The sequence below is a fragment of the Pseudomonas sp. BN415 genome (assembly GCF_029871195.1).
Lineage (GTDB): Bacteria > Pseudomonadota > Gammaproteobacteria > Pseudomonadales > Pseudomonadaceae > Metapseudomonas > Metapseudomonas resinovorans.
Genome location: NZ_SSOK01000064.1, coordinates 163,472 through 179,032, shown reverse-complemented (window position 1 = coordinate 179,032; position 15,561 = coordinate 163,472). Strand labels below are relative to the sequence as shown.

General features: G+C 64.0%; 10 protein-coding genes. 8 read left to right on the top strand and 2 right to left on the bottom strand.

Going from position 1 to position 15,561, the window contains the following annotated elements; translation table 11 throughout:
- Nucleotides 1-81: 81 nt before the first annotated feature.
- Nucleotides 82-2,148, top strand: a complete 2,067-nt coding sequence (locus E8F20_RS22885) for a GGDEF domain-containing phosphodiesterase (RefSeq protein ID WP_280285793.1) — start codon at nt 82-84, stop codon at nt 2,146-2,148.
- 105 nt (nt 2,149-2,253) lie between these two features.
- On the opposite strand, the gene E8F20_RS22880 is transcribed toward E8F20_RS22885, so the two are convergent.
- Together E8F20_RS22880 and E8F20_RS22875 are read right to left on the bottom strand one after the other, a co-directional pair.
- The gene (locus E8F20_RS22880; protein WP_280285792.1) at nt 2,254-3,159 is read right to left on the bottom strand and encodes a GIDE domain-containing protein; all 906 of its coding nucleotides are present in this window, start codon (nt 3,157-3,159) and stop codon (nt 2,254-2,256) included.
- A gap of 1 nt (nt 3,160) precedes the next feature.
- A complete protein-coding gene (locus tag E8F20_RS22875; RefSeq protein ID WP_280285791.1) occupies nt 3,161-3,733 on the bottom strand; it encodes a LemA family protein in 573 nt (190 codons plus the stop codon).
- A gap of 201 nt (nt 3,734-3,934) precedes the next feature.
- Between E8F20_RS22875 and E8F20_RS22870 the strand changes: the two genes are divergently transcribed.
- The 7 genes from E8F20_RS22870 to E8F20_RS22840 all read left to right on the top strand — a co-directional run bounded on the left by E8F20_RS22870 (nt 3,935) and on the right by E8F20_RS22840 (nt 15,550).
- Entirely contained in the window at nt 3,935-5,269 is a 1,335-nt protein-coding gene (locus E8F20_RS22870) for an imelysin family protein (RefSeq protein WP_280285790.1), read from the top strand.
- 293 nt (nt 5,270-5,562) lie between these two features.
- Nucleotides 5,563-6,990, top strand: coding sequence for a di-heme oxidoredictase family protein (locus E8F20_RS22865; protein ID WP_280285789.1), 1,428 nt, complete (start codon nt 5,563-5,565; stop codon nt 6,988-6,990).
- Between the two features lie 10 nt (nt 6,991-7,000).
- Entirely contained in the window at nt 7,001-8,065 is a 1,065-nt protein-coding gene (locus E8F20_RS22860) for an imelysin family protein (RefSeq protein WP_280285788.1), read from the top strand.
- 1 nt (nt 8,066) lies between these two features.
- Nucleotides 8,067-9,161, top strand: coding sequence for a DUF1513 domain-containing protein (locus tag E8F20_RS22855; protein ID WP_280285787.1), 1,095 nt, complete (start codon nt 8,067-8,069; stop codon nt 9,159-9,161).
- 282 nt (nt 9,162-9,443) lie between these two features.
- Nucleotides 9,444-11,075, top strand: a complete 1,632-nt coding sequence (locus tag E8F20_RS22850) for a methyl-accepting chemotaxis protein (RefSeq protein ID WP_280285786.1) — start codon at nt 9,444-9,446, stop codon at nt 11,073-11,075.
- Nucleotides 11,076-11,318: 243 nt separating this feature from the next.
- Nucleotides 11,319-12,470 carry an efflux RND transporter periplasmic adaptor subunit gene (locus tag E8F20_RS22845; RefSeq protein ID WP_280285785.1) on the top strand — a complete coding sequence of 384 codons (1,152 nt, stop codon included), beginning with the start codon at nt 11,319-11,321 and terminating at the stop codon, nt 12,468-12,470.
- Nucleotides 12,471-12,496: 26 nt separating this feature from the next.
- Nucleotides 12,497-15,550 carry a multidrug efflux RND transporter permease subunit gene (locus E8F20_RS22840; RefSeq protein ID WP_137821299.1) on the top strand — a complete coding sequence of 1,018 codons (3,054 nt, stop codon included), beginning with the start codon at nt 12,497-12,499 and terminating at the stop codon, nt 15,548-15,550.
- Nucleotides 15,551-15,561 lie beyond the last annotated feature (11 nt).

Here is a 15,561-nt window from a genome sequence, read left to right as displayed (position 1 = left end):
CTGGCCCTTTGACGGCCAGAGCCTGTTTGCCAATACTCACACCCGTCTGACGCCTGGCGGCATCGAACAAGGAATCTCCATTTGAAGCTGGATCTCAAACACAGCTTGTCACTGAAGCTGTTGCGCGTGGTGCTGCTATCCGCACTGGTTGTGGGTGTGGTCTTGAGTTGCGCGCAGATCGTGTTCGATGTCTACAAGACGCGGCAGGCGGTCTCCAACGACGCCAACCGGATACTCGGCATGTTCCGCGACCCCTCGACCCAGGCCGTCTACAGCCTGGATCGCGAGATGGGCATGCAGGTGATCGAAGGCCTGTTCCAGCACGAATCGGTGCGCCACGCCTCCATCGGCCACCCCAACGAGCCCATGCTGGCGGAGAAAGACCGGCCGCTGATGGAGCTGTCAACCCGCTGGCTGACTGACCCCATACTCGGCAAGGAACAGACTTTCACCACCCAACTGGTCGGCCGCAGCCCCTACAGCGAGTACTACGGCGACCTCAGCATCACGCTCGACACCGCCCCCTACGGCGAAGACTTCGTCACCAGCTCGGTGATCATCTTCATTTCCGGCGTGCTGCGCGCCCTGGCCATGGGCCTGGTGCTCTACCTCGTGTACCACTGGCTGCTGACCAAGCCCCTGTCGAAGATCATCGAGCACCTTTCCGGCATCAACCCCGACCGCCCCAGCGAACACAAGCTGCCCATGCTCAAGGGCAACGAGAAGAATGAACTTGGCCTGTGGATAACCACTGCCAACGACCTGCTGGCCTCCATCGAACGCAATACCCATCTGCGCCGCGAAGCCGAAAACAGCCTGCTGCGCATGGCTCAATACGACTTCCTGACCGGCCTGCCCAACCGCCAGCAACTGCAACAGCAGCTGGACCAGATCCTTCAGGACGCCGGCCGTCTGCAACGCCGTGTGGCCGTGCTTTGTGTGGGACTGGATGACTTCAAGGGCGTGAATGAACAGTTCAGCTACCAGACCGGCGACCAACTGCTGATCGCCCTGGCCGACCGCCTGCGGGGGCATAGCGGCCGCCTCGGCGCGCTGGCCCGCTTGGGGGGCGACCAATTCGCCCTGGTCCAGGCCGACATCGAGCAACCCTATGAGGCCGCCGAACTGGCCCAGAGCGTGCTCGACGATCTCGAAGTGGCCTTCTCCCTGGAGCAACAGGAAGTGCGCCTGCGTGCCACCATCGGCATCACCCTCTTCCCTGAAGATGGCGACAGCACCGAGAAGCTGTTGCAGAAAGCCGAACAGACCATGACCCTGGCCAAGAGCCGCTCGCGCAATCGCTACCAGTTCTATATCGCCAGCGTCGACAGCGAGATGCGCCGCCGCCGCGAGCTGGAAAAGGACCTGCGTGAAGCCCTCACCCGTGGCGAGATGCACCTGGTCTACCAACCCCAGGTGGATTATCGCGACCATCGCGTGGTGGGCGTCGAGGCCCTGCTTCGCTGGCAGCACCCGCAGCACGGCTTCGTGCCGCCGGACCTGTTCATTCCATTGGCCGAGCAGAACGGTTCCATCATCCCCATCGGCGAATGGGTGCTGGACCAGGCCTGCCGCCAGCTTCGCGAATGGCATGACCAGGGTTTCAGCGAACTGCGCATGGCCATCAACCTCTCCACCGTGCAACTGCACCACGCGGAGCTGCCGCGTGTGGTGAACAACCTGCTGCAGGTCTACCGCCTGCCGCAACGCAGCCTGGAAATGGAAGTCACCGAAACCGGCCTGATGGAGGACATCTCCACCGCCGCCCAGCACCTGCTGAGCCTGCGTCGCTCCGGCGCGCTGATCGCGATCGACGACTTCGGGACCGGCTACTCCTCGCTGAGCTATCTGAAGAGCCTGCCGCTGGACAAGATCAAGATCGACAAGAGTTTCGTGCAGGACGTGCTGGAAGACGAAGACGACGCCACCATCGTCCGCGCCATCATCCAGCTGGCCCGCAGCCTGGGCATGCAGGTGATCGCCGAAGGCGTGGAAACAGCCGAGCAGGAGGCCTACATCATTGCCCAGGGCTGCAACGAGGGTCAGGGTTACCTGTACAGCAAACCCCTGCCCGCCCGCGAACTTACCCTCTACCTCAAGCAGGCCCGACGGTTGACCAACGCTGCGTCCAATCCCGCCACGCTCTGACACCGGTCCAGTAGGATGCGGTAGAGCGCAGCGAATCTCATCGTTGCGTGCCGCGCCTCATATCACCTGGTCAACTTGAGCCTAATCGGTGGGCTAAAGCCCACCCTACAAAAGCCCCGTCACCCTGAGCAGATACACGGTCGCCACCGCACCGCCGACGCAGAGCACTGCGCCAAGCAGTGCCTGCCAACGGAACTGCCGCGCGAGCACATCCTCGCCGTGACTGGACAGCAGGAAGGGCTGTGACTCCGGCGGCCGGCGCATCTGGTTCACGGCCGGCGCCGCGCTGGTGTGGCGATGGCGGTCTTCGGCTTCGAGGCCGGCGGCCAGGCGCACACGCGACCACTCCGCTTCGTCCAACAGGCCATCGCCATTGCTGTCGAAGCGTTGCAGCAAGCCGGCGAAATCGCCTTTCCACTCGCGGATCACCGCACCCTGGGCCGAGGTCAGGTCCAGCCCCTGGCGGCCACCGCCGCTGGTACGGAAATCGCCAATGGCATACAGCGGCTCGTCGGCATGCAGGCGTTCCTCGGTGTATCGGTACTCACCGCCGGACAGCCAGCCACTCAGACCGCCAGAAACCAGGGCACCACGAGGATGACGCTGATGGCCTTTCCAGACCTCGCGGGTCGACGGGCGAACTTCGGCACCGCGCGGATCGATCAGGCATTCGCCCGTGGAGTCGACCAGGCGCAGCCAGGCATCGCTGACACCACTGTCCACCACCCGCCAGCTCTTGTTCTTGCCGCTCTCGCTGTATTCCTCGATGCGATAGCGCCACCAGAGGCACGGCTTGCCCGTCAGCGGCGCGACCAACTGGCCCTCGCCGCAGGAATGGAGCAGGCCGTACAACTCCACATAGCCCTGGGCGGCGGAGCGGATCTTCGAGGTCGGGGTATCCAGCAGCAGCCGCGCCTGGGCCAAGCGGCGCAGGCACCACCAACCGCCGCCGGCAAAGGCACCGAGGCTGAAGCCCAGGCTGATGGTCAGACCGGCGATATCCACAGCCATATCAGCCGAACAGGCTCTTGAGGTCGACGTCGGCCTTCTCGGCTTCGCTGAACTCCAGCAGTTCAGCTGCCTTGAAGCCGAACAGGCCGGCAATGATCACGTCCGGGAACTGCTCGATGCGCACGTTGTTCAGGTTCACCGCCTCGTTGTACAGCTCGCGACGGTCGGCGATGCCATTCTCCAGGCCGCTGATGCGCTGCTGGAGGAACTGAAAACTTTCGTTGGCCTTGAGCTGCGGGTAGTTCTCCGCCAAGGCAAAAAGCTGTCCAAGGCCGGCGCGCAGGCCGCTCTCGGCCTGGCCGAGGGCACCGATATCGCCCTTCTCGCGGGCACTGGCTACCGCATTGCGAGCCGAGATCACCCGCTCGAGTGTGGTGCGCTCGTGCTGCATGTACTGCTTGCAGGTTTCCACCAGCTTGGGCAACTCGTCATGGCGCTGCTTGAGCAGTACCTCGATATTCGACCAGGCCTTGCCCACCCCATGTTTGAGGCGCACCAGCGCGTTGTAGAGGATCACCGCATAGGCGGCGACAAGTAACAGGACCACGATCAGGGCAACGCTGGTCAGACTCATGCAGGCTTCTCCTTCAGCTGCGGGTCATCAGGGTTATGGCGATTCTAAGGGTGTTTGGCCCAAGACGCGGAGACCTTGGACACAGCTGTTGCAAAACGCCCGATAACAGCCTTTCCAAAAATGAAAATCTTTCGCATTATGTGTCGGTTTTCATTTGCGCAACTACACATTGCCATCACCTAGAAGCAAAGGACCTCGCACATGATTCGTATGCCCCTGGCCACCGCCAGCCTGCTCGCCGTCGCCATCTCCCTCGCTGGTTGCGGTGACGACAAGAAAGAAGCTGCAGCACCGCAAACCGCTGCTCCGGCCGCCACCGCCGCGGCCCCGGCTGCCACGGCCAAGGTCGACGAGGCCGAGGCCAAGAAGGTCGTTGCCCACTATGCCGACCTCGCCCTGGCCGTGTTCACCGACGCCCACGTTACCGGCGTGAACCTGCAGAAGGCCGTTGACGCCTTCCTCGCCAAGCCTGACGCCGACACCCTGAAGGCCGCCCGCGAAGCCTGGCTGGCCGCACGTGTTCCCTACATGCAGACCGAAGTGTTCCGCTTCGGCAACCCGGTGGTGGACGACTGGGAAGGTCAGCTGAATGCCTGGCCGCTGGACGAAGGCCTGATCGACTACGTAGCCGGCGATTACCAGCACGCCCTGGGCAACCCCGGCGCCAGCGCCAACATCGTCGCCAACACCACCATCCAGGTCGGCGAAGACAAGATCGACGTCACTGAAATCACCGGCGAGAAGCTGGCCAGCCTGAACGAGCTGGGCGGCTCCGAAGCCAACGTCGCCACCGGCTACCATGCCATCGAGTTCCTCCTCTGGGGCCAAGACCTGAACGGCAGCGGCCCAGGCGCCGGCAACCGTCCCGCCACCGACTATGTGGTCGGCGAAGGTTCCACTGGCGACCACAACGAGCGCCGTCGCGCTTACCTCAAAGCCGCCACCGACCTGCTGGTCAGCGACCTGGAATACATGGTCGGCCAGTGGAAAGCCGGCGTTGCCGACAACTACCGCGCCAAGCTGGAAGCCGAACCGGCTGACTCCGGCCTGCGCAAGATGCTCTTCGGCATGGGCAGCCTGTCCCTTGGCGAGCTGGCGGGCGAGCGCATGAAGGTCGCGCTGGAAGCCAACTCCACCGAAGACGAGCACGACTGCTTCAGCGACAACACCCACAACTCGCACTTCTACAACGGCAAGGGCATCCGCAACGTCTACCTGGGCGAGTACAAAAAGGTCGACGGCACCACCCTGACCGGTCCGAGCCTGTCGTCCTTGGTCGCCAAGATCGACGCCCAGACCGACACCACCCTGAAAGCCGACCTGGAAGCCACCGAAGGCAAGCTGCAAGCCCTGGTGGACAGCGCCAACAAGGGCGTGCACTTCGACCAACTGATCGCCGCCGACAACACCGCCGGCCAGCAACTGGTGCGCGATGCCATCGCTTCCCTGGTCAAGCAGACCGGCGCCATCGAAGAAGCCGCCTCCAAGCTCGGCATCACCGACCTGAAGCCGGACAACGCCGATCATCAGTTCTGATCGACGCAGCAGTAAGCAGAAGCGGATGCGGCCCAGTGCCGCATCCGCTTTTTTTTGCCTGCAGTTCCGGGCGTTTTCCTTGTAGGGGCGAACTTACCCGCCAAGGACGGCGCAGTGGCCCCCATACGGGCCTTCGCAGTAGGACTTTGTCCTGCTTGGCGATTGAAATCGCCCCCACAGAATGAGCATCACAAGGCGCTCCAGAATGTAAGGCAAACGCAAATCCCTCTTATTCAGAAGCCACAGTCCTGATAAGCTTGCCGGCCTGTTTCTCGTCGACCGGAACCCCGCCAATGCTTGCTCCACCGGCCTTTCGCCGCCTGTCGCCCCTGCTGCTGGCATTCAGCCTCAGTGCCTGTGACGACGCGCCGCGATTCACCCAGGCCGAGCCCGGCGAACACCTTTCCGGCGGCGCGGCGACGGTCCGCCAGTTCGACCACAACGCCTTTTCCATGCCGTCGGCCAACCTCACACCGATGCGTCGTCTGGACTTCAGTGTCGGCAACAGTTTCTTCCGCAACCCCTGGGTGATTGCGCCCGCCACCACCACGGCGCGCGATGGCTTGGGGCCGCTGTTCAATACCAACGCCTGCCAGAACTGCCATGTGAAGGACGGCCGCGGTCACCCACCGGCGCCTGGCGCGAACAACGCAGTCTCGATGCTGGTACGGCTATCGATCCCGGCCGATGCCTCGGCCGAACATGCGCGGCAGCTCGAACGACTGGGCGTGGTGCCAGAGCCGGTATACGGCGGCCAACTTCAGGACGTGTCGATTCCCGGCGTCGAGCCTGAGGGCAAGGTGCGAGTCAGCTACGAGCCGGTGCCGGTGACCTTTGCCGACGGCACCCGCGTCGAGTTGCGCAAACCGCGACTGGAAATATCCCGTCTCGGCTACGGCCCGATGCACCCGGACACGCTGTTCTCCGCTCGCGTCGCCCCACCCATGATCGGCCTGGGCCTGCTGGAGGCGATTCCCGAGTCCGCGATCCTGGCCAATGCCGACCCGGAAGATCACGACGGCGACGGCATCCGTGGCCGCGCCAACCAGGTGTGGGACGACGTCGCCGGCAAATCTGTACTCGGCCGCTTCGGCTGGAAGGCCGGACAGCCCAGTCTGAATCAACAGAATACTCATGCCTTCTCTGGTGACATGGGCCTGACCACCACGCCCTTGCCCCAGGACGATTGCACCGCGACGCAGAGCGCTTGCAAGGCAGCGGTGAACGGCGGCGAGCCGGAAGTCAGCGACAACATCCTGTCCCTCGTACTCTTCTACACCCGCAACCTGGCCGTTCCGGCCCGGCGCCGAGTGGACGCAGCGCAGGTGCTGGACGGCAAGGGCCTGTTCCACCAGGCCGGCTGCCAGGCATGCCATACCCCCAGCTTCACCACGGCGGCCGATGCTGCCGAACCCGAGCTGGCCAACCAGTTGATCCGCCCCTACAGCGACCTGCTGCTCCACGACATGGGCGAAGCGCTGGCCGATGGCCGCACTGAGTTCCAGGCCGGCGGTCGCGATTGGCGCACTCCACCGCTCTGGGGCATCGGCTTGACCGAAACGGTGAGCGGACACACCCAGTTCCTGCACGATGGCCGCGCGCGCAACCTGCTGGAAGCCATCCTCTGGCACGGTGGTGAAGCTGAACCGGCGAAGCAGGAGGTCCTGAATTACGACGCCGAGCAGCGCGCCGCGCTGCTGGCCTTCCTGAATTCCCTATAAGGAGCCCCGCATGTTCCGTCCCAAACTGCTGTTCACCAGCCTCGCGGCCATGGCCCTAGGTGCCTGCGCCCCGCAGGATCCCCAGGCGCAGACCGCCGCGGCCCTGGCCAAGGACGTGATCCTGCCGACCTACAGCCGCTGGGTCGAAGCGGACCGCCAGCTCGCCGCCAGCGCCCTGGCCTTCTGCTCCGGCAAGGAAGACCTGGCCAAGGCCCGTGCCGATTTCCGCAACGCGCAGAAAGCCTGGGCCGAGTTGCAGCCGCTGATGGTCGGCCCGCTGGCCGAGGGCAACCGCGCCTGGCAAGTGCAGTTCTGGCCGGACAAGAAGAACCTGGTCGGTCGCCAGGTGGAGCAATTGGTCAAGGCCCAGCCACAGGTCAATGCTGAAGCCCTGGCCAAGGCCAGCGTGGTGGTCCAGGGCCTGTCCGCCTATGAATACATCCTCTTCGACAGCCATCTGGACATGGCCGACAGCGCCCAGAAGGCACGCTACTGCCCGCTGCTGGAAGCCATCGGCGAGCGCCAGCAGAGCCTGGCCGAGGACATCCTGGCGCGCTGGAACAGCAAGGACGGCATGCTCGACCAACTGAGCAAATTCCCCAACCAGCGCTACGCCGACTCCCATGAAGCCATCTCCGAGCTGCTGCGAGTCCAGGTCACCGCCCTCGACACCCTGAAGAAAAAGCTCGGCACCCCGTTGGGCCGCCAGACCAAGGGCCTGCCCCAGCCGATGCAGGCCGAAGCGTGGCGCAGCGAGAGCTCCCTCTCCAACGTCGCCGCCGCCCTGGCCAGCGCCGAAACCCTCTGGCTGGGCACCGACAAGCACGGCATTCGCAGCCTGCTGGGCGACGATCAGAAGGCCTTGGCTGAGAAGATCGACGCTGGTTATGTCGAAGCCCGTGGCAAGCTCGATGCGCTCAAGCAACCGCTGGGCGTGCTGCTCGCCAGCGAAGAAGGCATGAAGCAGGTCAACGACTTCTACGACAGCCTGGATCGCGTGCAACGCCTGCACTCCGGTGAACTGGCCAAGGCCCTGGGCGTGCAGCTCGGTTTCAACGCCAACGACGGTGACTGACATGCTCCGCCGCCAGGTCCTCACTCTCGCCAGCCTGCTGTTTGGTGCCGTCGGTCTGGGCGGCTGGACCCTCAGCCGCAAGGGGCAATCGCCCCTGCTGCTCTCCGCTCGCGACGATGCCGATGGTCATCACTACGCCGTGGGCTACCGCCTCGACGGCTCCCAGGTGTTTGCCACCCGCGTCGCCCAGCGCTGCCACGACATCGTCGAGCACCCCAGCGAGCCCGTGGCGCTCTTCGTCGCCCGCCGTCCGGGCACCGAGAGCTACCTGGTGGACCTGCGCGACGGCCGCCTGCTGCAGACGCTGGCCTCTCGCGAGGACCGCCACTTCTACGGCCACGGCGTCTGGCACCGTGACGGCGAATGGCTCTACACCACCGAGAACGACACCACCGACCCCGGTCGCGGCATGCTTGGCCGATACCGCTATCAGGACGGCCGGCTGATCCATCAAGGCGAGCTGTCCACCCACGGCCTTGGCCCACACCAGGTTTCCTGGATGCCCGATGGCGAAACCCTGGTGGTCGCCAATGGCGGCATCCGCACCGAGGCCGAAAGCCGCGTGGAGATGAACCTCGACGCCATGGAACCGAGCCTGGTGCTGATGCGCCGCGACGGTAGCCTGCTGTCGAAGGAAACCCTGCCGCAGCAGATGAACAGCATCCGTCACCTGGCCATCGGCGCCGACGGCACCATCGTCGCCGGCCAGCAGTACATGGGCGATGCCACCGACCGCGCCGACCTGCTCGCCATCAAGCGCCCCGGCCAGCCCTTCCAGCCCTTCCCGCTGGAGGACGAACAGCGCCTGGCGATGGTCCAGTACACCGCCAGCGTCGCCATTCATGACGAGCTGCGCCTGGTGGCCCTGACCGCACCGCGTGGCAACCGCTTCTTCATCTGGGACCTGGACAGCGGCGCCGTTCGCCTGGACGCACCGCTGCCGGACTGCGCCGGTGTCGGCACGGTGAAGGACGGCTTCGTCGTCACTTCCGGCCAGGGACGTTGCCGCCTGTACGACTGCCGGGGCGATCAGTTCATCGCCACGCCGCTGCAACTGCCAGCGAGCTTCTGGGACAACCATCTGCACCTGGCCTGATAGCCCGGTGCAGGATCTCTGCACCGGGCTCACCGAGGATCGTTCCTAAGGAGTGCCCCGCCTTCATGCGACCCGCGTGAAAGCCCCGGCACTCCTGGTTTCCTGGCACTTTCGTACCCCACAAATTCCCGACTCAGGGCCTTCAGCGGCGCCTCCCGGTGCCGACCTATAGAGAGCTCGCCAGAGACAGGCTCGTCCGCGCCAACGCCGCGCTCGACGTCCTGCAACATTCGTCTGGTAGAGAGCCGACATCCCCCTTCCTTCTCCGAGAGGCGCAACACCATGTCTCTGCAACGCTCCTTGCGTGGCCAGATCCTCACCCTGCTCGGCGGCAGCCTGCTGCTGCTCCTGCTGATCGCCCTGTCGTGTATCCACTTCCTCTCCGGCGGCATCCAGTCCTATCGCGGACTGGTGGACGGCACGCTGGAGGCTTCAAGCCTGGTGGATGAGGCCAACCTCGAGTTCAAGGTGCAGGTCCAGGAGTGGAAGAACGTGCTCCTGCGCGGCAAGGAGCAGGAGAGCCTGAACAAGTACTGGAGCCAGTTCGAAGGTCAGGAAGCCAAGGTCCAGACCCTGTTGGGCAAGTTGCTGGAGAAGGCCCAAGACCTCGAAGACAGCGCCTTGAAGGCCAAGGTGGAGAGCCTGCGCAATGAACACCGTAACCTCGGTATCGCCTACCGCAAGGGCCGGGATGCCTTCATCGCCGCCGGCGCCGACCCGATAGCCGGGGACAACGCGGTCAAGGGAATCGACCGCGCAGCCAGCGAACAGATGAGCGCACTGGTGGCCGAATTGCATGCCCGCGGCACCCAGCAATCCGAAGCCATCAGCGCCAGCGCCGACAGCACCGTGAACCTGGGCATCGTGGTGATGCTGCTGTCGAGCCTGGGCATCGGACTGTTCAGCCTCTGGCTGATCAACCGCAACCTGATCGGCCCCATCAGCTCGCTGATCGAACACATCGCCCAACTCAGCCAGGGCAACTTCGGCCAGCGCGTGGATGCCAGCCGCCAGGATGAACTCGGGCGCCTGGCGGTCGCCGCCAACACCCTGCGCGACTTCCTCGCCGACACGTTCAATCGCCTCAAGCAGAGCACTACGCAACTGGACAACGCCAGCGGCGAGCTCAATGCCATCGCCAGCCTGATGGCCGAAGGCACCCGTGAGCAGTTTTCGCGCACCGATCAGGTCGCCACGGCCATGCACGAGATGTCCGCCACCGCCCAGGAAGTGGCACGCCATGCCGCCGAAGCGGCCGGTGCCGCGGACCAGGCCGACCATTCGGCGCAGCAGGGAGGTTCGGTCATGCAGGCGACCATCCACAGCATCACCGGCATGCGCAGCGAAATCGCCAACACCGCCGACGTGATCCGCCGCCTGGAGAGCGACAGTGGCCGCATCGGCAAGGTGCTGGAAGTAATTCGCGGCATCGCCGAACAGACCAACCTGCTGGCCCTCAACGCCGCCATCGAAGCCGCCCGCGCCGGCGACCAGGGCCGTGGATTCGCGGTGGTTGCGGATGAAGTACGCACCCTGGCCCAGCGCACCGCCGAATCCACTGCGGAGATCCACCAGATAATCGATACGGTTCAGACCGGCGCCCTCAACGCCGTGCGCGCCATCGAGAACGGCCAGAACCGCAGTGAGGAGAGCGTCGCCCAGGTCACCGAAGCCGGCGCGATGCTGCAACGCATCACTGACGCAGTGGAGGCCATCCGTGACATGAACCGACAGATCGCCACCGCCGCGGAGGAGCAGACCTCGGTGGCCGAGGACATTTCGCGCAACCTCACCGAGATCACCGCCATCGCCACCACAAACCAGGAAAACGTGCAGCGCACCCAAGGCGCCAGCCAGCACCTGCACGGCCTTTCCGGCGACCTCAACCAACTCACCGCGCGCCTGCGCGCCTGACCGACAGACGGCACAAGGAGGTGCCGCCCCGGACTTGGCCCACCGATCAGAATCTGCCAGGTTTCCGCTCGAGGAAATGTCGTAAAACTTCGCGATCTCCGTCGATCATCTCTGCCCGAAATCGACTATTTCCCCGAAAGCAATGTTCTGCAATTTCTTGTCTTTGACTTGGTCTAAGTCTGGTACTAAGGTGCTTGCCTCGCCTATTCCCAGGCCACTTTTTCCCTGCCAAGGAACCGGAATATGTTGCTCCGCCGCATGCTCATCATGCTGGGCGTGGTTGCCCTCGTGGTCCTCGCCCTCGCCGCCTACAAAGGCCTCTCGATCTACCAGCAGGTCCAGCAGTTCTCTGCGCCTCAGCCCCCCATCAGCGTCTCGGCTGAGAACGCCGTCGAACAGCCCTGGCAAAGCCGCCTGCCCGCCATCGGCTCATTGAAGGCCTTCCAGGGCGTCGATCTCACTGTTGAAGCCAGCGGCACCGTCCAGGACGTGCTCTTCCTCTCAGGCGAGAAGGTCAAGCTGGGCCAACCGCTGATCCAGATGGACAGCGACGTGGAGCGCGCCAGCCTGGCTACCGCCGAGGCCGAGTTGTCCCTGGCCCGCGTCGAGTTCGCACGCGGCCGCAGCCTGGTCAGCCGGCAGAATATCTCCAAGAGCGAGTTCGACCGCCTTTCCTCGGAACTCCAGGCCGCCACCGGCAAGGTCGCCCAGCTCAAGGCCCTGCTGGACAAGAAACGCATCATCGCGCCTTTCTCCGGCACCATCGGCATCCGCCAGGTAGACGTGGGCGACTTCCTCTCCTCCGGCACCACCATCGCCACCCTGCAGGACCTCAACACCCTATTCGTCGACTTCTTCCTGCCGGAACAGTCCGCCCCGCTGCTGAAGGTCGGCCAGAAGGTACGCATCAGCGTTGCCGCCTTCCCGGGCGAGTCCTTCGAAGGCGACATCGCCGCGCTCAACCCCAAGGTGGAGGAAACCACCCGCAACCTGCAGGTTCGCGCCATGTTGCAGAACCCCGACGGCAAGCTGCTGCCGGGCATGTTCGCCAACCTGGAAGTACTGCTGCCGGGCGACCAGGAGCGCGTGGTGGTGTCTGAAAGCGCCATCACCTACACCCTCTACGGCAACTCGGTGTACGTGATCGGCGAGAAGAAGAACGCCGAAGGCCAGCCCGAAAAAGGCCAGGACGGCCAGCCTCAGTTGGTGGTGGAGCGCCGCTTCGTCGAAACCGGCGAACGTCGTGATGGCAAGGTCGTGGTGCTCAAGGGCCTCGAGGCCGGCGAACAGGTGGTGACCTCCGGCCAGCTCAAGCTGGACAACGGTTCCCACGTCGCCGTTGTCCCTGACCAGACGCTGGCCACCAAACCGGAAAATCAAGCCCGCGCCCAGTGACACACACGCGCGCGAAGGAACGGAACATGGCTTTCACAGATCCTTTCATCCGTCGCCCGGTACTGGCGACCGTGGTCAGCCTGCTGATCGTGCTGCTGGGCTTCCAGGCCTTCAGCAAGCTGGTGATCCGCCAGTACCCGCAGATGGAGAACGCCCTGATCACGGTGACCACCGCCTACCCGGGCGCCAACGCCGAGACCATCCAGGGCTACATCACCCAGCCGCTGCAGCAGAGCCTGGCCAGTGCCGAAGGTATCGACTACATGACGTCGTCGAGCCAGCAGAACATGTCGGTCATCCAGATCTACGCACGCATCGGCGCCAACTCCGACCGCCTCTTCACCGAACTGTTGGCCAAGGCCAACGAAGTGAAGAACCAGCTGCCCCAGGACGCCGAAGACCCGGTGCTGTCCAAGGAAGCAGCCGATTCGACGGCGCTGATGTACATCAGCTTCTATAGCGATCAGCTGTCCAACCCGCAGATTACCGACTACCTGTCGCGGGTGATCCAGCCCAAGCTGGCCACCCTGCCCGGCATGGCCGAGGCGGAAATCCTCGGCAACCAGGTCTTCGCCATGCGCCTGTGGCTGGACCCTGTGCGGATGGCGGCCTACGGCATCACTGCCAACGACGTCAGCGACGCCGTGCGCAAGTACAACTTCCTCTCCGCCGCAGGCGAGGTGAAGGGCCAGTACGTGGTGACCAGCATCAACGCCACCACCGACCTCAAGTCACCGGAAGCGTTCGGCGCCATCCCGGTGAAAACGGTGGGTGACAGCCGCGTGCTGGTACGTGACATCGCACGGGTGGAGATGGGCGCGGAGAACTACGACTCCATCAGCTCGTTCGACGGTATTCCTTCGGTCTACATCGGCATCAAGGGCACCCCCAGCGCCAACCCGCTGGACGTGATCAAGCACGTGCGCGCCATCATGCCGGAGCTCGAGTCCCAGCTGCCGCCAAACCTCAAGGTGTCCATCGCCTACGACGCCACCCGATTCATCCAGGCCTCGATCGACGAAGTGGTGAAGACCCTGGGTGAAGCGGTACTGATCGTGATCGTGGTCGTCTTCCTGTTCCTCGGTGCGTTCCGCTCGGTGCTGATCCCAGTGATCACCATCCCGCTGTCGATGATCGGCGTGCTCTTCTTCATGCAGTTGATGGGCTACTCCATCAACCTGCTGACCCTGCTGGCCATGGTGCTCGCCATCGGCCTGGTGGTGGACGACGCCATCGTGGTGGTGGAGAACATCCACCGGCACATCGAGGAGGGCAAGACGCCGTTCGACGCCGCCATCGAGGGTGCCCGCGAGATCGCCGTGCCGGTGGTGTCCATGACCATCACCCTGGCGGCAGTGTATGCGCCCATCGGCTTCCTCGAAGGCCTGACCGGCGCGCTGTTCCGAGAGTTCGCCCTGACCCTGGCCGGTGCGGTGATCATCTCCGGCATCGTCGCCCTGACCTTGTCGCCGATGATGTGCTCCAAGTTGTTGCGCCACGATGAGAACCCGTCAGGCCTGGCGCACAAGCTGGACATGATTTTCGACCGTCTCAAGCGGCGTTATCAGAGCGCCCTGCACGGCACCCTGAACACCCGTCCGGTGGTGGTAGTGTTCGCGGTGATCGTGCTGTGCCTGATCCCGGTACTGCTGAAGTTCACCAAGAGCGAACTGGCCCCCGACGAAGACCAGGGCATCGTCTTCATCATGGCCAAGGCGCCACAACCGACCAACCTGGACTACCTCAATGCCTACACCGGTAAGTTCGTCGAGATTTTCAAGGCGTTCCCCGAGTACTACTCGTCGTTCCAGATCAACGGCTTCGATGGCGTGCAGTCGGGGATAGGCGGGTTCCTGCTGAAACCCTGGGATGACCGCGAGCGCACCCAGATGGAGCTGCTCCACGAGGTGCAGGCCAAGCTCAACCAGATCCCCGGCCTGCAGATCTTCGGTTTCAATCTGCCGTCGCTGCCAGGTACCGGCGAAGGTCTGCCGTTCCAGTTCGTGATCAACACCCCCAACGACTACGAGTCGCTGTTGCAGGTGACCGAACGCATCAAGGCGCGCGCCATGGAGTCGGGCAAATTCGCCTTCCTCAACGTCGACCTGGCGTTCGACAAACCGGAAGTGGTGGTGGACATCGACCGCGCCAAGGCCGCTCAGATGGGCGTGTCCATGGAAGACCTGGGCTCGACCCTGGCCATCCTGCTGGGGGAAGGCGAGATCAACCGCTTCACCATCGACGGCCGCAGCTACAAGGTGATCGCCCAGGTGGAACGTGCCTATCGAGACAACCCGGGCTGGCTGAGCAACTACTACGTGAAGAGCGAAAGCGGCACGATGGTGCCCCTGTCGACCTTGATCAGTGTGCATGACAGCGCCCGACCGACCCGTCTGAAGCAGTTCCAGCAGCTCAACTCGGCAGTCATCGAAGGTTTCCCGCTGGTGAGCATGGGCGAAGCCATCGACACCGTGACGCAGATCGCCCGCGAAGAAGCACCGCGTGGCTACGGCTTCGACTATGCCGGGGCATCGCGCCAATACGTGCAGGAAGGCAGCGCACTCTACGTCACCTTCGCACTGGCTCTGGCGATCATCTTCCTGGTGCTGGCCGCGCAGTTCGAGAGCTTCCGCGACCCGCTGGTCATCCTGGTGACGGTGCCGCTGTCCATTTGCGGTGCGCTGATCCCGCTGTTCCTCGGCGTGTCCAGCATGAACATCTACACCCAGGTGGGCCTGGTGACCCTGATCGGCCTGATCAGCAAGCACGGCATCCTGATTGTGGAGTTCGCCAACCAGTTGCGCCGCGAGAAAGGCCTGACGGCCCGTGAAGCGGTGGAGGAAGCCGCCGCCATCCGTCTGCGCCCGGTACTGATGACTACAGCCGCCATGGTGTTCGGCATGGTGCCGCTGATCCTCGCCACCGGCGCCGGTGCGGTCAGCCGCTTCGACATCGGCCTGGTCATCGCCACCGGCATGTCCATCGGTACGCTGTTCACGCTCTTCGTCCTGCCTTGCGTCTACACGCTGCTGGCGAAGAAAGAACTGCAGCCGGAAGGCCAACCTTCGACCAGCCACTGAGCCATGAGGCG